Genomic DNA, 21152 nt, shown 5'->3' on the forward strand with positions numbered 1-21152 from the left:
TTGTAGGGAAAAATGTTCGTAGTAAGGACTTTAGTCCTTGATTTTTAAGCACTAAAGTGCTTACTACGAACCTTTCATAACTAATGCGATGAACCACTAGTCTCCATTCAACTCGCACCTGCTGAAACTTCTTCTGACTCTTGAACATTTTCTGGTTCTACTTCAGCTGAAAACGGTGGTGGAGGTAGAGTAACGACGATATCAGCGCCGTTAATGATTGCTCCTAATAACCCCAGTTCTGATTCAACCAATTGATCGATCGCCTCCCCTAACATGTTCTCTTCTGTATAATGGGGTCGCGCCACTAGTACGATGCCATCGCTGTAGGGTTGGATTAACAATGGGTCATTAGATAAACTTAAGGGACTAGTATCTAAAATTACTAAATCAAAACGTTCGCGGACATCATCCATCAGCCGCCGTATTTCACTAGATTCCAGGATAGCAGCAGATTGCCGTACGGGGCCAGGACTGGGAAGAATGTATAAATTTTCGACATCAGGAACTAAACGAATACATTCACTCAAGTCAGCGTAATAACGCAGGGGTTCAATGGTGGCGTCGGGATCGGGAATTACTTTCAGGGAGTTGCAACGAGAAGGCGATCGCAAATCTGTTTCAATAATCAAAGTTCTTTTGCCTGCACGGGCAGAGGCAATACCCAAGTTATAAGCGCTTGCGGTTTTACCTTCTAGGCTGCTGGTACTAGTAATTAAAACTACCTTTAAGTTTTTACCACCAATGCGCCGCAGATTACTACGGAACTTTTCATAAAATTCTAAGTAGGGAGATTCTGGAGAAAGTACCACTGGCACTGATTCTCGGTCTAAATCATCAAGTAACATTAAAGGCAACTCTCCCAACAGCGCCACTTCTCGTTGTTTGAGGCTTTCGCGGATATCTTCTCTGGTTTTGAAAGTTCCTTCCAGCGATCCTAATAAAAATATCACCCCACCACCAACTACCACACCCAAGATACCACCCACAGCCAAGGTAATAGGTATACTCTTGGGAGGTTTAATATCAGGAGTAACTGTGGGGCGTCTGGCAACGCTGAGGCTGCTGGTTGTTTCGGCTTCTGCGGTTTTAGCATCCGTTAGCTTGGCCTGCATTTGTTCGTAGATGGCTTTTTTGAGTCCAACCTCCTGTTCTAAACGCGATCGCTCTAATTGTTTATTGGGTATTAAAGAATACTCTTGGCGTAGCCGTGCTTCTTGTTGGATTTCTTGAGCGAGTTGTTGTTGGAGTGTCTCCCGTTGGGTTTGTAAAGACACCATTTGGTTTGCCAGTTGTTGGCGTGCTGGGTCTAAACTTGATGAAGTGCGAATACTAGCGATGTCACCCCGCAGTGGAGCTGCCATTCCATTACCGCCTAAAACTTCAGCTGCACGTTGTTGGAGTAATTCTTCAGCAGCTTGTTTTTGGCGTAGCAACTGAATCATGGTTGGGTGTTCGAGTCGTAAATCTTTTCTGAGTAAAGCGATTTGTGATTCAGTTTGATAAATTTGCGATCGCAAATTAGCAATAATGGGATCGGCACTTAAAGCCGAAGAAATATAAGCCTCTCCAACAGTTAAGCCCAACTTATTTTGTAAACTGCGAATTTGACCATCAACCCCAGAAATAGTTAATTGAATTTGCCGTTGGAGATTTTGGCTGGCAGTAATGGCGCTGAGCAAACTACCATTTTCTGCTGCTAATATTGCTGTACGCTCAATGCGATCGTACTGTTCCAACCTCTTTTCAGCAATTTGTAATTCCCGTTTAGCTTGTGGTAAGCGCTCGTTTATTTTTTGAATAATTGCTTGCAATCGTCCCGTATTGATATCACTGCTCAACTTGACCATTGATTGCATCAATTCAGCCAAAACTTCTATAGCTCGTTTCGGGTCAGTATCTACATACTTCAGTTCAAAAGTAGTAGTTTCAAAATCTCCAGTCCTGGGATTTTTCTTCGGTAGAGAAAGGACAATACTTGCACCGAGTTGTTTCGGCCTGAGATTTACTTTCTCTGCCACTGCTGCAATTATCTGATTTGATAGTAAAACTTCCTCATTTAGTTCCTTTCCTTGTTGTTGGATTTCACTACCAGTTGCAGAGAAAGAAACAGGTGGCCCACTATATGTCAGCGCCGCTGATGCTATGTAGCTAGGAGGTGGATCTGGTTGCATAGCCACCACCGTTGACCCCGCTATAACTAAACAAAAACTAGCTAGTCCAATCCACTTGTATTTTTCAAAAGCAATAAGATAGCGCTTAACAATTGGTGGGGTCATAGTAAGGGCATATAGTTAGTCATTGGGCATTAGTCATTGGGCATTGGGCATTGGGCATGGGGCATTGGGCATTGGGCATTGGTTATTAATTCATCTCTTTGCGTCCCCGCGTCTCCCCATCTCCCCATCTCCCGACCTCCCCATCTCCCTAATTAGAACCACCGCCACCGAAGTTATCAAAAAATCGGAGAAAAGATTGCACATTAAAGAAGGGTTGGGTAATGGTACTCAGTAAATTCGTAATTCTACCGACAAGGTTTCGGCCTACAACAATAACATCATTATCTTGAAGTGGCACGTTTTGAGATGCATCGCCTCCCAGAGCTTTTTTCGCATCTAGTTTTTGAGTAATGGCTCTACCTCGTTCGGGATCGAACCGAACCAAAGCGATACTCCGGAGATTAGCTGTATCGAGATTTACTCCTCCCAAGGCATCCACAAATGTACTACCATTAGGCAGGGCTTGAGTAGAAATACCTCCGGCAGCATAGTTTAAAACTCGGACTCTGATCTGTGGTGTGGCCAAGGATGAACGTGCTACCAAATTGCGGTCATAACCATCTTCATTACCAACTTCGCGACGAGGTATAAAGATTGCATCTCCGTCTTGTAAGCGTAAATTAGGGATTGAACCACCATTTTGCAGCGATGCATACAAATCAATGGTTTGCGAAACCACTGAACCATCAACTAACTTGCGGCGTATTTGCACTTGTCGGAGGTCTGCATTCAGTGTTGAACCACCGGAGATTAACAAAGCATCAGCAACACGGGGCGTTGGTGAATTAATTGGATAAATTCCTGGTCGAAATATTTCGCCGCTAATGGTAACTTGGACTGGTCGCGTTCCGATCAAAGATACTACCACGATGGGATCTGGAAAAATTCTACTTAAACCCAAGCGAATTTTTTCTTGAGCTTCTTCCAAAGTTAAACCTTGTAAAGACACTGTTCCCACTTGTGGCACTACAACGTTACCTTCTGGACTGATTACAGCTTGAAAAGCTAAATCTTGACGCTGGCTTGCTAGGGCTAAAACTATTACTGGATCGACAACATAACGATTTAAACCCAAGCGAATTTTTTCTTGAGCTTCTTCCAATGTTAAACCTTGCAAGGAAACTGTTCCCAGTAGGGGCACCACAATGTTACCTTCTGGATTTATTACGGCTTGAAAGCTTAATTCTGGAAAGCGCTGAACCGAAACGCTAATTGCATCTCCGATTCCCAAACGATAAGGGCCAGGAGGACGCTGAAGCACAACCCCAATACTATCTCCTGGCCCCAACAAATAGCGGCTGAGTTGCGGAGAAATTTCGTTGTTTGGACTTGGAGGTACAACATCCTCAGTACCAGGTACCGGGGAGGGGGGTTGTCCTTGAGATGGGAAAGGCTGAGCAACAACAAGCTGGATAGGTGCTGTTAAAAAAAATCCTACTTGAAGGCTGACAAAACACAGGGCGCTAAATGCACGCATATAAGATCTGGGAGTTATCAACATCGGTGCAGGAAAACTCATGTAAGAATTAGTCGCGCCGACTCGTTATTTTACTCTAAAAGTATCCTTGGTGTCTCTTTTATCTACAAGTATTTACCAGGGAAAAGGCGAAAAATCATGTCAATTTGAATTTTCAACTTCATAATTTTGCAGATTTTTGAAATGAGTTTGAACTAAAGAGCGATCGCTCCAATATTTTTCTCAATTTCTCCCTCAATATCGCTGTAACATAGCTAAAAAGCGGCAGTCATCAATGCACTTTGTACAGTTTCCCCAAGAGACTGGGCTAGAGGCCAAGATTTTTCTACTTGTCCTAAAGGTTCCATTGGAATCAAAATACTTACACCCACCCAAGGAGTGCGTTGCTTACGCCACTGTGCCAACTGGTCTGCCACGAACCAATTAAATGGCGATGGATTTCCAGCCTTTGGCATAGCGTACCATTGCAAGACAGCAAAGGTTTGTTGTTGTGTGGAGCCACGAAAGAACCTAGCTTCTACTTTCGTTTCAACATCAGCAGTCAAGTTTGCAGAAGGTTTAACAGTAAATTCCGCACTACGGTATTGAGCTACATCCCATTTTCCCCAGCGCAACCTTCCCCAGCCATTAACCTCTGTCCACTCCACCTCTGGTTGATCCATAGGCCCGTTTTGCGGTAGCAAAAGTAAAATTGCTTGAGTCTCCTTTGAGCCTTCTTTTTGAAGAACCTGCACAGACCATTTATGTTCGCCAATTTGCTGTTGTGCTTGTTCAATAGTTTGCCAACCAGGAACAGTTAACCCAGTTTTGCGGATTTGTCTTAATTCCTTAAGACTAGCCACAGGTGGTAGTTGTTTCCATTGCCAGTGTCCCGTCAGGTATCCAGGAATTCCTCCCATCACCAACAACAGTAGCAATAACAAAAGTGCTGCTACCTGACTCAATTGATTTTCTTTAAAAAACTTAGAGAACGAAATCATCAGTAAAATTTTCAATACTTACGCAAAATTTTACTTTACAAAATAACACCATGAGTTCAGTGATATTTAGGACTTTAGGTGGCGATTAGGGCATTGGGCATGGGAGATGGGAAGGGAGACAAGGGAGATGAGTTTTTCCCCTCTGCCCCTTTGCACCTCCGCCTCTTCTGCCCCATGCCCTATGCCCCATGCCCCATGTCCAATGCCCCATGCCCTATGCATCATCCCCAACTTCCCCAGATGCAGAAAAATAGTTATTAATCCAATTGAGCAAGGGCACTAGTGACACGAGCATCAAAGCTGAGTAAAGGTCACCACCCCAACTATCATGGAGCCATTTAAAAGCTGCTTCTTGACCTGTTCCATGAAAGAAAGTTAGTAAAGTGTTGCGAATAATATTGGCAGTAGTACTGACGATCGCAGCAATAAATAAAAACGATATGCTTGTGTTACGTGAAGATAAAGCACCTGTCCAATAAAGCAGCATTAAACCGACGTAGAGGGTGGTGAATAACATTTTCAGCCCTGCACAATAGGGAGCAACTTCGACAATTCGTCCTCCCACGTAGAGATTGATCTCATCGACAGTTACTTCCATACCAAATTGATTCAGTATGAAGCCTGCGCTACCAGCGATGAAGCTTTGAAGAGGTAAAGTATAGGGAGCAATGAGATAAGGTACTGATGTTGGAGTTGCTAAAAATACCAATAACAAGGGGAATGCTTGCGATCGCAAACCAGATATTCCCTTAAACCACAAGCACAATCCACTCAGAATAAAGGGTAGCGAAAGATTAACCCACTCTCTAACACCGCTAAGATAAAATACTCCCCCCAATAACAACAAAACTGCACCTAAAGGATGGATAGTATCTGGTAAACGTACCCATTGTTTCCGCTTCAGCCAGCCCAAATAACCAGCAAATGGCAAACCAATAATGCCGTGACTAAAATATTCGTGTTCCGTACTAATATTTTTGTGCAGCCAGCCATCCAGCCAATGTAGGAGTATGGGAGCATAAAGCAGCAATAGAATACCTAAAATAGCTAAATTTAACAAACCTGACACGTTTGTATTTTTAATCTGTTGCTGGAGTGCCATGATTTTAATTGATTAATGGGCATTGGGCATTGGGCATTGGGCATTGGGCATTGGGCATTGGGCATTGGGCATTGGGCATTGGGCATGGGGTAGGGGAGAATAATAACTCCCCAGTCAACAGTCAACACTCTAATGACTAACAACCAATGACTCCTGAGAGTTGGTTGCAACTCCATTGGCGATGGCTGCTACAACTTCTTTGATTTGGCTACTGCTCAAACCAGGATACATGGGTAATGATAATATTTGCTTTGATAACTTTTCTGCTTGGGGAAAATCTCCTTGTTGATAGCCTAAATAGCTAAATGCTGGCTGGAGATGACAAGGAATTGGGTAATGAATTCCAGTTTGAATTCCCACTGCTGTTAATTGTTCTTGGAGTTGCTGACGTTCTATGGGACAAGAATCATCAACTTTAATCACATAAAGATGATACACATGTCCTGCACCACTTTGGTTTTCGATGGGGATAATGCCAGCAGTTGCTAAAGGTACTAATTCTGAATCATATTCTTGAGCGATTGTCAAGCGATCGCGATTCCACTTTGGCAAATATGGTAGTTTCTGGTGCAGGATCGCTGCTTGCAGGGTATCTAGGCGGCTATTTGTCCCTGGATCAGTGTGAAAATATTTTTGTGATGCGCCGTAATTTCGCAAGCGCACCATTTTTTGAGCTATGTCAGGATTTTTTGTGAGTAGCATTCCCCCATCCCCAAATGCTCCCAAATTTTTGCTGGGATAGAAACTAAAAGCTGCTGCTATTCCTACTGAACCAGCGTAATATCCGTCTCTTTGAGCTAAATGTGCTTGTGCTGCATCTTCAAAAATTAGTAATTTGTAGCTATCAGCAAAATCAAATAACTTCTGTGGTGATACCATTTGGCCATAGAGATGCACAGGAATAATCGCTTTAGTATGAGGCGTAATTGCTTTTGCTGCTGCCTCTAAGTCAATTAAAGCTGTTTGGCGATCGCAATCAACTAAAATGGGTTTAGCACCAGTACGTAAAACTCCAATTAAGGTGGCGATAAAAGTGTTTGCTGGTAATATCACTTCATCACCAGCACCAATATTACAAGCTTGCAATCCTAAAGCGATGGCATCGGTTCCTGATGCCACACCAACTCCATATTCTGCCCCAGACACTGCTGCAAATGCCACTTCAAACTCTGAAAGTGCTTGACCTAAAACAAAATCCCCTCGTTCCAAAACAGATTGAATGGCATTTTGCAGTTGTACTTGAATTGGTTCGTGTTGGAACTTCAAGTCTACAAAAGGAACTCTAATAGCGATTTGATTCATGATTTAAGTTCTCCTCACATTCACTATTTAGTCGTGTTTATTTTTAGCTTGTTGCTAAATAAATTTAAACTTTTTTATTTAGTTTGCTACTGTTGTTTGCCACAAAAAAATTATTTTTATGGAAAAATTCAAATTACGCACAGTTTTCCCCATTAAATTGTCATAGGTTTAATTGATTTCTATAAACTACTTTGTAGTATTTGGTATTGATAACACTCTGCACGCCAGAAAACATCAGATTTTGCAAATTTACAAAAATTCTCTAGTTTGCTGAAAGTAGGGTAGGTTATTTTCTAAATATTTCAGATGCCATTTACTTTGAGCCAAAATACCGATGTCAGTAGTTCTTTTGTGGAACGCAAAAAAACTGTGTTTACTCTGCAATACAGTGCCTCAAGTATTCAGCATCAATTTTGAATTTGGAATTCGGTGCAGTGGTAGTAGCTGTTATCAGTAATTTTTGTTAGCAAAAATTACATTAATTTAGACGTTTTTAAGTAAAATTACGCTAAATGTAGTAACAGAAATTTCCCTTCTGTACATTAAGAATCATAGACTCTTTGTTATATCCTTGAGGTTAGGTTACCCTGACTGAATCAAAATCTAACGTAATCTGATTACCAAATCTCAAGTAATAGAGACTACACAAGCTAAGGATAGAGAACATTCAGTACCAGTAAATAGTAACTGGAGTAGACTCCGTAGCCGACTTAATACAAGAGGTAAAAAATTTTTGCCTCAAAATTGTTTGTCAGAGGCAAAATTGGGGAATGCTTAAAAATAGCAATTGATAACCCACAAATAGGGCATATATCAATTTACAGTATCGAGAAATTATTAAGGTAGCAGTGGCAATGGTAGAGCCTGAAAACAAATTATTTGCCTTAAAGGATGGTTGGACTTCTCAGGAAACAAGAGAACAACAACGTCTTAAAGCTTTGTCAGATCTAGGTTTACGGCAACCAGAAACAATTCCGGTTTTTGAAGAAGCTACTCAAACTGCTGCCCACTTTTTGGAAGCACCAATTTCCATTTTGGGATTTGTGGATCGAGAACGCCACTGGTTTAAGTCAGCAGTGGGCTTATCTAGACTAGGACTAATGAATCATTTGGCACAAAGCCGCCAACTCTCACCTAGAGAATCTTTTTGCAGTCAGGTAGTGGAGAGTTATCAAATATTTGTTATTAATGATACGCATAAACTTACAGATACAGTATTGGCTAACAGTAAGTTAGTGCAGGAGTATGGTATTCGTGCTTACTTGGGAGCGCCCCTGATTGATGCTTCAGGAAATTGTTTAGGTGCATTAGCGGTAATGGATTTAGTACCGCGCAATTTTACCAACCGAGATATTGAGTTTTTACAAATCATAGCTCGTTGGAGCATGAGTGAATTTGAGCGTAATCGACTTTTACAAGGAAAACTCGAATCAAATACTCCTGTAGCTCCTATATTTTCACTCAACGATGAACGCAACACTGAAATTAAAATCGCGGCATCTCATTTAGAAAATGACTCTGTTTCTACTAAGCAACTGAAACTGCAACTTTTAGAACAGCTAACTCAGGAGTTACGCACACCGCTAACATCTGTACTTGGCATGGCTAGCGTTTTGGGACGGGAAATTTATGGGCCTTTAACGAGTAAACAGAGAGAATATTTAGAAATTATCCAACACAGTGGTCGTTATTTACTTTCTTTAGTCAACGAAATTACTGAACTTGGAACCATAGATGACAACTCCATTGTGCTAAATTTGGCTCCTGTGGATATTGAAATGCTCTGCCAACAGGCTATCAATACTCTAGAAGAAGCGGCTAATCGCCGAGACCAAGATATTCGCCTGTCTATCGAACCAGGACGCAACCGTATTTGGCCTTTAGATAAAGACAAGGTGCGGCAAATCCTCTATCATCTAATTTTTAGTGTGATTCAGCTTTCGGCTACAGGTAGTGTTGTTCGCATTCATGTCTCTTATAAAGAAGATACCCTTAATGTGACTATTTGGGTGTCCCATCCTTGGCTGGGAGATGGCATTACTGAGGTCGATCCCTACTTCCGCCTGAATTCTCTATCTTTGTTAGAACTCACAGGTGAAGTCGCAAGCTACAATACTCGCAAAGAAAGCCAGGAGCAACCGGATATTTCACCAGTAGCTGTAGACAAGTTAAAAAACTTGAGTGATTCCCACTCCAATTTATTTGCTCCTAATTCAGATATGAATTTAGCCAAAGGCAATGGAAGTCTTTCTCGTGAAAGCTTGGGTTTATTGCTCAGCTGTCAGCTTGCAGAGTTGCATGGCGGACAAATTTTGGTTCAAGGTTCACCGGAATCAGGATATCGTTATGTGCTTTCTTTACCATTGCAACTAGCAACTTCTCCACAAGCAACTAGCGATGTTTGATTTTAAGCGATAGCGATCGCTAAATGGAAAGTCCGTGAGATAGATGAAGGGTTAATCAATAGCTGTCTTTTTTTTAGTATTTATTGAAGTGTTTTGGAATAAAAGGTGAAACTGATGGCTATGAATAAAAGTGCCATCGCCAATACCAATTTTAAATTTTAGATGAAAGGATTTTGGATTAAAAGCCTTTGCTACAAAGCTATTCCAAAAATTTCAAACAATACTTACTATGCTAATTTGGTATAATTTGTAATCTACGTTATTACGTTATTACCTTTTTATCACTATACACATTATGATCGATTCCAAGTTCTGCCTCGGCAGGCTCATCGATCGCAATGTTTTTTATGAATTTAGTCTGGCAACGATTTACCTTATCATCTTTACCGATCAAAGAATATCTGGCTAGCAGTTACGTCCACCGCTATATGGTGGGACTGTTGAGTTCTTGGCGGCAAACTAGCATCTTAATACAGTGGGGAGATGCCATCGCAGCTGCTTTACTGTGTTTGGTGTATGCCCTTGCACCTTTTAGTTCGAGTACATTAGTTGGTTTGTTACTGGTAGCTTGTGCAGGATTTTGGCTACTGTTAACTTTATCTGATGAACCAACAACAAATGTTTCCTCAGTCACTCCCATTCACTTGTTGGTATTGCTCTACTGGTCAATTGCCGCAATTGCAACAGCGTTATCACCAGTCAAAAAAGCTGCCCTTACCGATTTGGTAACCTTGAGCCTGTATTTGTTACTATTTGCCCTTTGTGCCAGGGTGTTGAGGTCACCCCGCCTGCGGTCTGGGATTATCGTTATTTATTTGCACATTTCATTAATTGTCAGTGTGTATGGTTTGCGCCAATGGTTTTTTGGAGCCACAGCATTAGCAACTTGGGTTGACCCGGAATCTCCTTTGTCTAAAACCACAAGGGTCTACAGTTATTTAGGCAACCCCAATTTATTGGCTGGATACCTCCTACCAGCAGTCATTTTTAGCTTAGTGGCAATTTTCGCATGGCAAAGTTGGCTCAAAAAAGCTTTAGCATTAACCATGTTTATTGTCAACACTGCTTGCTTGGTTCTTACTTTTAGTCGTGGCGGTTGGATTGGACTGGTGGTGTCAATTTTAGTTGCGATGGCATTGCTAGTTTATTGGAAGAGTATAGAAATGCCACCTTTTTGGCGTACTTGGTCGCTACCGATTGTGTTAGGAGGTTTAATCGGGGTATTGCTGCTAGCAGTAATATTTGTAGAGCCAGTGCGCTTGCGAGTATTTAGTATTTTTGCTGACCGACAAGATAGCAGTAATAATTTTCGCCGCAATGTGTGGGATGCTGTTTTTGAGATGATTGCCGATCGCCCCATTCTCGGCATTGGCCCTGGTCACAACTCTTTTAATAAAGTTTACCCGCTGTATCAACGCCCTCGTTACACTGCTTTAAGTGCTTATTCAATTTTGCTGGAGGTGGCTGTAGAAACTGGATTTGTTGGTTTAGCCTGTTTTCTTTGGTTGATTATCGTATCATTTAATACAGCATTTATCCAAATGCGACGCTTGCGACAACTGAGAAATGTAGAGGGATTATGGTTAATTGGAGCGATCGCCATCCTGTTTGGTATGCTAGCTCACGGCACTGTAGATACTGTCTGGTATCGTCCTGAAGTCAATACCCTCTGGTGGCTGATAGTTGCTTTAATTGCTAGCTATTGGACACCTCTAGCTCAAAACCAGGCAAATTCATCTAACTCGGAATTGCCTGCAAACTAAGGGATTTCCAAGTAAAAAATATTCACCCATAAGACTGTTGACTGTGAACCGTCAACGGTCAACAGTCAACCACCGATAGCAGATTGTCCGAAATTCAAAATCCCATTAGTCTCTATAAGTAGCCCCAGGAGTATTGGGGTCACGATAACGGGCTGGTTCGTCATCACGCTTTTTCCCAGCCAAACCAGCTAGACCCAATAGACCAATTAATCCCAACCAACCCCAATCAAAATCGTTGCGATCGTAAGTGGTTGTTCTTGGGGTGGTAGTAGTTCCAGGATCGGTAGTTGTTTGAGCTTGGGCAGATAAACTTAAAGGCAAAATTCCCATACTCAAGGTGAGTACGCCAGCGCCAAGAGCTGTAATCAAATAACTTTTCATCTTGTAAAAATCCCTGATGCCATCCAAAGTTACCCACTAATGTATCGAGTTCCAATATTGGCTAAATCAATCTGCGGCTAGAAACTAGAGATTTTCACAATTCACGCTGTAGGTATATAACATGTTTGTGGGGAGCAATGGATTTATCACTCTGATGTAGTAGTTAGGCACCTCTTCGTGTTAGTAGTTTTTCATCGCCCGTTGTATGTCACGCTGATCTTGGCGACGTTTCAAGTCTTCTCGCTTATCATGCAACTTTTTACCTTTGCCAAGGGCTATACTGATTTTTACCCAGCCTCGTTTGAGATACATTTTCAAAGGAACTAAAGTTAAACCCTGCTGTTCCACTTTGCCAATTAACTTGCGGAGTTCTTGGCGATGTAGCAACAATTTGCGTGTACGGCGTGGTTCATGATTAAAATATTGCCCACTAGCTGTATAAGGTGAAATATGGACATTGATTAACCATGCTTCACCATTACGAAGTAAAGCATAGCCATCTTGGAGATTAACTTTACCGGCACGAATAGACTTCACCTCAGTACCTGTCAACTGAATTCCAGCTTCGTAAGTTTCCAGAATTTCATACAAATAACGGGCTTGGCGATTATCGCTAATAACTTTGTAACCTTCGTTCTTGTCGCTCATTGATAATTTGTGTACTTGAGATGTACTTAAAAAATTGTTCGGATTGGTTTATAAATTATAAGGTGTATTTTATAACCTCTATAAATGCTAGACTGTATATTACTAATTTAGCTTTTCTAACTTTGTAATTAAAAATTTTCTAGTAACCTTAAATTACCTAGATTTTACTCATTAATCATTGGTCATTGAACAAAGGACAAACACAGGAGTCTCAGCTAAGGCTTCCTGGTTGGGAAACTCCTCTTGAGCAAGACGCTTTTGCTAGCTCGCTTTCCCATAGGAGTACGGTTACAAAGGAGAAAGGATATTTATGGCGATCGCTACTGAAAAATTATTGTTGCAATCAATATTAATTTACATAATCGTGAGCATTTACTCTAGCTTATTAATGACTTGTTACAAATTACAAAGCTGTTTATGCCTCGTAAATATTAGGAAATAGAAGCTGAGTTACACTTCGTTAACCCTTCCTCAGGATTAATACTTTCTTTATAAATCAACCCTGAGGCAGTCATTAGCTGGTAATCCTGTCATAGTATGAAACATAAGAACACTATTACTGCCTGTGTTCACTTATGGAGCTGTAAAACCAAATTTCTGAATCAAAGGGAAAAGGGAACGGGTAACAGGCAACAGGGAAATAAGCCACCTACAAGGGGCAAGGCTTTAAACCTTACTTCGGGGCTAATTCTCTCTTGTGTTCGTCTAACTCCCAACCCTGTTTCCCCTGCGTTCGCGCAGCGTCACGAAGTGGAGGGGCTGAGTAAAAAAATGCTAGGGGTGTACTGTCCATGCCCTTGAAGATCCTTGTAGTGGATGACGATCTGGGCACTCGTTTGTCTGTTAGCGACTATCTTGAACTGTCTGGCTACTCTGTGATTACGGCTAATGACGGTCAAGAAGCTTTACTTATGGTAGATGAGTACCATCCTGACTTAATTGTTACGGATATCGTCATGCCACAGATGAACGGCTATGAACTAGTGCGCCGGGTGCGTCAACAACCTATGTTCCGTCTGTTACCTGTAATTTTATTGACAGCACGAACTAAGACCCAAGAAAGAATTTTGGGCTATCAGTCGGGCTGCGATTTATACTTGCCCAAGCCTTTTGAACTAGAAGAGTTAGCAGCAGCAATCCGCAATCTTTTAGAGCGATCGCAAATTATCCAATCGGAGTACCGTTTTTCTCATAAAGACAGTTTAGAAATTTACCCTTCTACAAAAACAGTAGATGCTCATAATTCTCTATCCACTCAAATTCAGAAACCCCACTTATACTCATCCCTGACTCATAGAGAACAAGAAGTTTTAGAACTGTTAACTCATGGTCTTTCTAATGTTGAAATGGGTCATCAGCTACATTTGAGTCCTCGAACAGTGGAAAAGTACGTTAGCAGCCTATTGAGAAAAACCTCAACCAGCAACCGGGCAGAATTAGTCCGTTTTGCAATTAAACATGGTCTAGTTGAATAAAAATCAGGAGTTAAGAGTGAGGAGTTAAGAGTTAAGAGTGAGAAGTTAAGAGTTAAGAATGAGGAGTTAAGAGTTAAAAACTAGTAGCAAATAGTGAAAAATTTAGCTCCAAACCCCTAAATCCTAACTCCTAACTCCAAACCCCTAACTCCTAACTCCTAACCCCTAACTCCTAACTCCTAACTCACAACTCACAACTCACAACTTTAGATGATTGTTTTTTGGCTGGTAACGTAGCTTAGGAGGCCTTCACAAGCATCAATCAGTAAATCAATCACCTGATTAAATCCTTCTTGGCCTCCATAATAAGGGTCTGGAACTTCCTTGAGGCTGTGTCGAGAGCAAAAATCGCACATCAAACGCACTTTGTGATGATACTGCCCAGTTGGGTCAAGAGTAAGAATATCGTCATAATTCTCTCGATCCATTGCCAAAATTAAATCAAAATCTTGAAAGTCTGATTTTTGAAATTGGCGTGCGTGACCACGCAGCTTTATCCCTAACTTTGTAGTAGCCGCAGCACTCATGCGTCTATCGGGTGGACTATCAATGTGATAGCTGGATGTACCAGCAGAGTCACAGAGGATGTGTTCGCTCAAGTCAGCCTGCTCAATAAGATGATTCATAATATTCTCTGCCGATGGCGATCGGCAGATGTTACCTAAGCAGACAAACAAAAGTTTGTAAGTCATAAATATCTGTTGTCCTTTGTCATTCGTCCTTTGTTCTTTGCAATGACCAATGACCAATGACTAATGACCAATGACTAATGACTATTGAAATCCAGGAAGCTCAAGTCCACTGGTCAAATCTTCCATACGTTCCCGCATGGTTGTTGTGGACTTGTTGTAGGCTTCTTTCATGGCTGCGGTTACGAGATCGGAGAGTACTTCTGCGCCTTCTGATAAAGCATCTGGAGAAATTTCCACTCGCCTGGGTTCTTGGTTACCACTGACAATTACCTTGACCAGACCACCGCCGGACTCTCCTTGAATTTCCATTTGCTCCAATTCTTCTTGGAGTCGCTTTGCGCCTTCTTGAACTTGCTGTGCTTTCTTAAAAGCTTCAGCTAATTCCTTCATTTTTCCCAAGCCAAAGCCGAATCCTTGTCCTTTACCTGTCATAATTGGTTTTACGCGTGTGCGTTGAATAACAAATCAAATTCAATTATAGATGCGGTAAGTAATTTGCCTATTTTTTTACCAATAATTAATGCATTCGTAAATAGGATATGGGGTATTGGGAATTAAGAGTTACGAGTGAGGAGTTAGGAATTAAGAGTGAGGAGTTGTTCTGACTCCCTGACTCCCTTATCCCCCTGTTGTTGAGTTTGGACTACGCTCAACTACCGCGAAGTCAAACCACATCTCCTTCATTTCTCCATCTCCCCATATCCCCACTTCCTACCCACAAGCAGCTTGAAACTCTCCAAGCATTTTGACTTCTGGTTCTAAGCGAATAGACCAACGATCTTGTACCTGACTTTGGATGTGGCTAATCAGACAGAAGATATCACTGGCTTTTGCCCCACCACGGTTAACGATGAAGTTAGCATGGAGTTGTGCTACTTGTGCCCCACCAATTTGGTAACCTTTGAGTCCGGTTTGTTCAATTAACCAGCCTGCGGTATAGGGTTTAGGATTGCGGAACACGCTACCACAACTAGGGAAGTTGTACGGTTGGGTGTTTAACCGATGTTTTTTGTGTTCCTTTGTGATTGCTATAACTTTTGCTGGATCTGCACCTGGTGTTAGCTGGAAAGTGGCTTGGGTGACTATGCGATCGCCACCTTGCAATAATGAAGTCCGGTAGCTATAACCTAGTTTATCGGGGGTGAGAATTTCGAGGGTTCCGTCAGGTGATAGAACCTCAGCGCTAACTAACATATCTGCGATACAGCTATTATGTGCCCCTGCATTCATCACCACAGCTCCTCCGACTGTGCCAGGAATGCCAACAGCCCATTCTAATCCTTGCCATCCCAATGATGCCACTTCCCATGCTAAGCTGGGAATTGATTCTCCCGCAGCAACGGTTAATTGGCCTGTTTCGTGGTCAAAGTGGCTGAAGCGGAGATGACGAGTGGCAATTACTAAGCCTGATATCCCGCGATCGCTCACCAGCAAGTTAGAACCCGCCCCCAGTGTTGTCACTCTTAAATCGTGTTCTTTTGCGTATTTCAGACTTGCTTGTAGTGCTTCTATGTTTCGAGGGGCAACATACCATTGGGCCGCTCCCCCTACCCGATAAGAAGTAAATGCCGACAAGGAAGCCTGAGACTTGATCGCACAATCAGTATTGGGTAAATAAATTACCTCGTTCTCCACGGAATTAGCTGTTTGTTGTTTCTTTGTATTCAAACCAGAAGCTGTGCAGACGTTTCCTACTGCCTGGGAAATGGTCATTTTTACTTTTTATTGGTTAAATTTTTACATTTATTTACCGTAAAACTACGGTATTAGATTCACATCAAACCGTTACGAAAATTCGCTTTGGTGAAAAATAGAACTTCGCCAACTCCACAATCAGGATGTGGCTTTGGCAGGCTCACGGAGTGTTGCAATTATTTCAGGAATGACTTGATTTAAGTTCCCTGCGCCCAAAAACAGCGCCAAGTCTCCCGGACGCAGTGTTTGTAGTAGGAACTCACGCACTGAGGATAAAGATGGTTGATAAACTACCTGGGAATGTTGCTTGGCAATTTCCGCCCTTAGATGCTCGCCACTGATTTGTCCTAAATTAGGTTCGCCTGCACTGTAAATATCAGTTAGCACGACTAAATCAGCATGACTAAAGGACTGGGCAAATTCTTCTAAAAACGTCAGTGTACGGCTATAGCGATGGGGCTGGAAGATGGCTACCACTCTTTGTCCTGGTCTTGCCTGTAAACGTGCAGCAGCTAGAGTAGCGCGAATCTCGGTTGGATGATGAGCATAGTCATCGATGAAAGTAATACCATCGACTTCACCCCGAAACTCAAAGCGGCGTCTCGATCCCTCAAAGGTGGCGATTCCTTTGGCAATTTCTCCAAATTCTAAGCCTAAGACACGACCAACAGCTACTGCTGCTAAAGCATTACTGAGATTGTGCCGACTTAGCAGGCGCAACTTCAAGACGCCTAAAGCTTTGCCTCTTTCCCAAACTAAAGCTGTGGTGCCATCAGCACGATAATCAATATTAGTAACAGTGTAGTCAGCGTCACTATCTGAGTGTAAGCTGTAGCTGATTGTTGGTTGCAAGCGATCGCGCACTGTAGCACAGTCAATACTACCTACCAAAGTTTTGCAACCTTTGGCAAATGTCTGGAAGATATCAACTACTTCTTCTAATGTATCGTAGTGGTCGGGATGATCGAGTTCAATATTCGTAATGATGCCAATTTCCGGAGCGTGTTTTACTAAAGAACCATCTGATTCATCTGCTTCAGCTACCAAATATTGGCTTTGTCCCAGTCGAGCATTGCCTTCCCAAGCATTGACTTCACCACCAACTAAAATCGTTGGGTCTAGTCCTGCTTCCAGCAACATATAACCAATCATACTACTAGTTGTAGTTTTGCCGTGGGTTCCTGCGACTGCAATACTATAATAATCAGCTATTAAGGCTGCTAGTACATCTGAACGATGCAAAATAGGACAACCTAATTCCAAAGCTGCTTTGTATTCTAAATTATTCGTGTTAATTGCTGTTGAACAAATGACTTGAGGCAGTTTTAAGTTACTAGTAGTAGCTAATTTTTCTGGTGAATTTAATGCTACAGTCTGAGATTCTTGGGGGCGAAAGAATTCAAGATTGCTTGCCTCTTGTTTACCAAAAATATGAGCGCCGATAGATTCCAACTTGTGCGTAATGTGGTTTGGACGCAAGTCCGAACCTGATACTGGAAATTGACGTTTAGCGAGAACGTATGCCAGAGCAGACATACCTATACCGCCGATGCCAATGAAATGAAATGGTCTACCACTAAAGTCTACAGAATTACTCATTTATTGCTCCTCTTACACCACACCACACCATAAATCACAAATGACACGCGTATCATAACAGGAATTTGATTTTTACCATAATTACTCCTGCGTTATATTCATGCCTAATACCCGGATGAGTTTTCTGCTCTGGTTTTGCGAATTTAGAATGATTTTACCTTGGTTGGAGGTTTTTGCTATTTCTGAACTGTTCTTATGATTATTCGCAAAATTTTGGCTGCATCGGGACAGAAATTCTTGTAATGACAAATACATATTTTTAGCTACCTTACTGTAATTGACTGCAATAGTACATTGTTTAGTGAAACTGAATTTTAAATTGCATCAAGTCTACTTTGAGAATTGAGTACAATAGTACATTGGTAATGAAACTATTTTTCAATTGCATAAAACCCAGGCATAACTGGATGCAGCAACTAGCAATTTTTGGTGGCACATTCGATCCAATTCATTGGGGACACCTACTCGTAGCCGAGACAGCTTTGCATCAAGTATCCCTTGAAAAGGTAATTTGGGTGCCATCTTTAAATCCTCCTCACAAAGAAGCAGCTTTGTTTGAGCATCGTGTAGAAATGCTGCAATTAGCTACAAAAGATAACCCAGCGTTTACTGTCTCACTAGTGGAGAAAAAACGCTCTGGGACTTCCTATGCCATTAACACCCTGATCGACTTATCTGCTTGTTATCCAAATACTCACTGGTACTGGATTGTAGGCTTGGATGCTTTCCAAACTTTACCTCGTTGGTACCGTGGACACGAATTAGCACAAATGTGTGATTGGTTAATTGCACCCCGACTGCTGGGTGGTGAGACTATAACTCAAAGTGAGTTAATCTGCAAGCAAGTCGAAGAACAACTAAATAAAGACTCACATATAATTAATTGGCAATTCCTGGATATACCTTTAGTAGGAGTTTCGTCAAGTCTGATTAGGAAGTTTTGCCGAGAAGGCCACTCAATTCGTTATCTAGTCCCGGAATTGGTCAGATCCCATATAGCCAACAATAATCTTTACTCCAAATAAATCTGAATAAATTATGTGTTTTTTTATTGATCTAACACTTTATGGTTATAAGTGATCCCCCCCTTTGCGATATGATTGGGGTCAACGACATCAACATATAGGCATAAATACAGAGGGCAAGACACTGTGATTAGAGTTGCAATCAACGGTTTCGGGCGTATTGGACGTAACTTTGCGCGTTGCTGGGTGGGTAGAGAGAATAGCAACATTGAGCTTGTAGCCATCAATGACACATCAGATCCTAGAACCAATGCTCACCTGCTAAAGTATGACTCAATGCTAGGGAAGTTAAAGGATGTTGACATCACTGCTGATGATAACTCCATCATCATTAACGGTAAAACCGTTAAGTGCGTATCCGATCGCAATCCAGAAAACTTGCCCTGGAAGGAGTGGGAAATTGACTTAATTATCGAAGCAACTGGGGTATTTACCAGCAAAGAAGGAGCGCTCAAGCATGTGAATGCTGGGGCCAAGAAAGTTCTGATTACCGCTCCTGGAAAAAATGAGGATGGCACCTTTGTGGTTGGTGTGAATCATCATGATTATGACCACAACAAACACCACATTATCAGTAACGCCAGCTGTACTACCAACTGCTTGGCTCCCATTGCCAAAGTGTTGAACGAAAAATTTGGCATCATCAAAGGCACGATGACCACCACCCATAGCTACACAGGTGACCAGCGCTTACTAGACGCTTCTCACCGAGATTTGCGACGGGCGAGAGCCGCAGCCATCAACATTGTACCCACCTCTACTGGTGCGGCAAAAGCAGTGGCACTCGTAATCCCAGAACTCAAAGGCAAGCTTAATGGCGTTGCCTTACGCGTACCAACCCCGAACGTTTCAATGGTAGATTTCGTAGTTCAAGTTGAGAAGCGTACTATTACTGAAGAAGTTAATCAAGCCCTTAAAGACGCCTCTGAAGGCCCACTTAAAGGCATTTTGGACTACAGCGAACTACAACTAGTTTCGTCAGATTATCAAGGTACTGATGCTTCGTCAATTGTTGATGCCAGCTTGACTTTGGTTATGGGCAATGACCTAGTAAAAGTCATGGCTTGGTATGACAACGAGTGGGGTTACAGTCAACGAGTCTTGGATTTAGCGGAATTGGTAGCCGAGAAGTGGGTTTAATTAATAAAGTTAAGATTTAGGAGTGAAGAGTTAGGAATAAAGGGTGAAGAATGAGGAGTGGGGAATTAAAACTCCTAACTTCTAACTCCTAACTCCTAACTTCTAACTGTTAAAGTGTTGAAATCCCTGGCTTAGAGTGAGAACTTGGTCGGGGAATTTTTTTAGTTCGTCGTGTAATAGTATCGTTGAACCTGATGTAATTCTGCCAACGATGGCAGCACCTCCACCAAGATATTTGACTAAAGTTAATGCTGATTCTTGTGGCAAGCACAGTACTAATTCAAAGTCTTCGCCACCGTATAGAGCATATTCTAATGCCTGCTCTAGTGTTAACCAATGGCTAAAAGCTGTTGGTAAGGGAATTTGCCTGAGTCCTAAGACCGCACCAACGCTGCTGGCGCGACAAATTTGGATGACAGCGTCTGCTAAACCGTCACTGCTATCCATACCAGCAACAGGAATTTTGGATTTTAGATTTTGGATTTTAGATTCGCAATTGAAAATTTTTTCGAGGATGGGTAAGACATCTAACCGTGGCTGGGGACGCTGATGTGCGGCTATGAGAGCCGTCTTTTGTTCCTCGTTGAGTTTTTGCCCTAATTCGGGATGCAAAAGCAGTTGTAAGCCAGCGTGGGAGGCTCCGTGAACGCCAGTAACGACAATGGCATCTCCCACAACAGCAGCAGAACGCCGGATAATTCTATGAGGGTGAACTTGACCAAAAGCGGTAATTGCCAAAGTAGTCACAGGCGATCGCACCACATCACCGCCAACAATTGGGGTATTGTACTGTTGCAGGCATTGTGTCATTCCTTGATACAAGCTTTCAACCCAACTCACACTCAAATCTCCAGGAAGTCCCAGTCCAACGGCGATCCCCAATGGTGAAGCACCCATAGCTGCTAAATCAGACAAGTTGGCAGCCGCAGCACGCCAACCCGCATCTTCTGGGGAAGTGGTGAGGTTACTAAAATGCACACCATCAACCAGCACATCAGTGGTAACCACTAAAGATTGCTCTGGTGCTGTCACCAATACTGCTGCATCATCGCCAATAATTTCTGGTGGACAGAAACGGTGCAATCTTGCGAGAAGACCTTGTTCGCCAATATCTTTGACTTTAGTCATTTATTATGGGGCATTGGGCATTGGGCATGGGGCATGGGGCATGGGGCAAGCAGGCGGTGTGGGA

The 21152-nt window shown here is 42.2% G+C and carries 17 protein-coding genes; 5 read left to right on the top strand and 12 right to left on the bottom strand.

Going from position 1 to position 21152, the window contains the following annotated elements; translation table 11 throughout:
- Positions 1-107: 107 nt before the first annotated feature.
- The 5 genes from GNE10_RS06485 to GNE10_RS06505 form a co-directional block, all read right to left on the bottom strand.
- Positions 108-2276, bottom strand: coding sequence for a tyrosine-protein kinase domain-containing protein (locus GNE10_RS06485; protein WP_185564165.1), 2169 nt, complete (start codon positions 2274-2276; stop codon positions 108-110).
- Between the two features lie 148 nt (positions 2277-2424).
- Entirely contained in the window at positions 2425-3777 is a 1353-nt protein-coding gene (locus tag GNE10_RS06490; protein WP_185564177.1) for a polysaccharide biosynthesis/export family protein, read from the bottom strand.
- Between the two features lie 230 nt (positions 3778-4007).
- Positions 4008-4733: a cyanoexosortase B system-associated protein gene (locus GNE10_RS06495; protein ID WP_185564166.1), complete on the bottom strand. Its 726-nt coding sequence runs from the start codon at positions 4731-4733 to the stop codon at positions 4008-4010.
- Between the two features lie 214 nt (positions 4734-4947).
- Entirely contained in the window at positions 4948-5835 is an 888-nt protein-coding gene (gene crtB / locus GNE10_RS06500) for a cyanoexosortase B (RefSeq protein WP_185564167.1), read from the bottom strand.
- A gap of 129 nt (positions 5836-5964) precedes the next feature.
- A complete protein-coding gene (locus GNE10_RS06505) occupies positions 5965-7137 on the bottom strand; it encodes a DegT/DnrJ/EryC1/StrS aminotransferase family protein (protein WP_185564168.1) in 1173 nt (390 codons plus the stop codon).
- 854 nt (positions 7138-7991) lie between these two features.
- Here GNE10_RS06505 and GNE10_RS06510 point away from each other — a divergent pair.
- Together GNE10_RS06510 and GNE10_RS06515 are read left to right on the top strand one after the other, a co-directional pair.
- A complete protein-coding gene (locus GNE10_RS06510) occupies positions 7992-9542 on the top strand; it encodes a GAF domain-containing sensor histidine kinase (protein ID WP_099069517.1) in 1551 nt (516 codons plus the stop codon).
- A 347-nt stretch (positions 9543-9889) separates the two neighbouring features.
- Positions 9890-11305, top strand: a complete 1416-nt coding sequence (locus GNE10_RS06515) for an IctB family putative bicarbonate transporter (RefSeq protein ID WP_099069516.1) — start codon at positions 9890-9892, stop codon at positions 11303-11305.
- Between the two features lie 105 nt (positions 11306-11410).
- Here GNE10_RS06515 and GNE10_RS06520 read toward each other — a convergent pair whose 3' ends face one another.
- On the bottom strand, positions 11411-11686 hold the full coding sequence (locus GNE10_RS06520; protein ID WP_099069515.1) for a WGxxGxxG family protein: 276 nt from the start codon (positions 11684-11686) through the stop codon (positions 11411-11413).
- Between the two features lie 180 nt (positions 11687-11866).
- A complete protein-coding gene (gene smpB / locus GNE10_RS06525; protein ID WP_099069514.1) occupies positions 11867-12334 on the bottom strand; it encodes an SsrA-binding protein SmpB in 468 nt (155 codons plus the stop codon).
- A 791-nt stretch (positions 12335-13125) separates the two neighbouring features.
- On the opposite strand from smpB, the gene GNE10_RS06530 reads away from it, so the two are divergent.
- Complete coding sequence (locus GNE10_RS06530; RefSeq protein ID WP_099069513.1) at positions 13126-13809, top strand: response regulator transcription factor; 684 nt, start codon at positions 13126-13128, stop codon at positions 13807-13809.
- Between the two features lie 206 nt (positions 13810-14015).
- On the opposite strand, the gene GNE10_RS06535 is transcribed toward GNE10_RS06530, so the two are convergent.
- The 4 genes from GNE10_RS06535 to murC all read right to left on the bottom strand — a co-directional run bounded on the left by GNE10_RS06535 (position 14016) and on the right by murC (position 17795).
- Positions 14016-14501 (bottom strand): low molecular weight protein-tyrosine-phosphatase, encoded by a 486-nt coding sequence (locus GNE10_RS06535; protein ID WP_185564169.1) that lies wholly within the window; start codon positions 14499-14501, stop codon positions 14016-14018.
- 81 nt (positions 14502-14582) lie between these two features.
- Complete coding sequence (locus tag GNE10_RS06540; protein ID WP_099069511.1) at positions 14583-14933, bottom strand: YbaB/EbfC family nucleoid-associated protein; 351 nt, start codon at positions 14931-14933, stop codon at positions 14583-14585.
- 279 nt (positions 14934-15212) lie between these two features.
- Positions 15213-16214: a UDP-N-acetylmuramate dehydrogenase gene (gene murB, locus GNE10_RS06545; RefSeq protein WP_185564170.1), complete on the bottom strand. Its 1002-nt coding sequence runs from the start codon at positions 16212-16214 to the stop codon at positions 15213-15215.
- 120 nt (positions 16215-16334) lie between these two features.
- Positions 16335-17795 carry a UDP-N-acetylmuramate--L-alanine ligase gene (murC, locus tag GNE10_RS06550; RefSeq protein WP_185564171.1) on the bottom strand — a complete coding sequence of 487 codons (1461 nt, stop codon included), beginning with the start codon at positions 17793-17795 and terminating at the stop codon, positions 16335-16337.
- A 407-nt stretch (positions 17796-18202) separates the two neighbouring features.
- Here murC and nadD point away from each other — a divergent pair, with 407 nt between their 5' ends.
- Positions 18203-18820 carry a nicotinate (nicotinamide) nucleotide adenylyltransferase gene (nadD, locus tag GNE10_RS06555; protein WP_185564172.1) on the top strand — a complete coding sequence of 206 codons (618 nt, stop codon included), beginning with the start codon at positions 18203-18205 and terminating at the stop codon, positions 18818-18820.
- Between the two features lie 126 nt (positions 18821-18946).
- Complete coding sequence (locus GNE10_RS06560) at positions 18947-19960, top strand: type I glyceraldehyde-3-phosphate dehydrogenase (protein ID WP_185564173.1); 1014 nt, start codon at positions 18947-18949, stop codon at positions 19958-19960.
- Between the two features lie 102 nt (positions 19961-20062).
- Here the strand turns inward: GNE10_RS06560 and thiL are convergent, their stop codons facing one another.
- On the bottom strand, positions 20063-21088 hold the full coding sequence (gene thiL / locus GNE10_RS06565) for a thiamine-phosphate kinase (RefSeq protein ID WP_185564174.1): 1026 nt from the start codon (positions 21086-21088) through the stop codon (positions 20063-20065).
- Positions 21089-21152 lie beyond the last annotated feature (64 nt).

This window comes from Nostoc sp. 2RC (assembly GCF_014222165.1).
GTDB classification, from domain to species: Bacteria; Cyanobacteriota; Cyanobacteriia; order Cyanobacteriales; family Nostocaceae; genus Nostoc; species Nostoc linckia.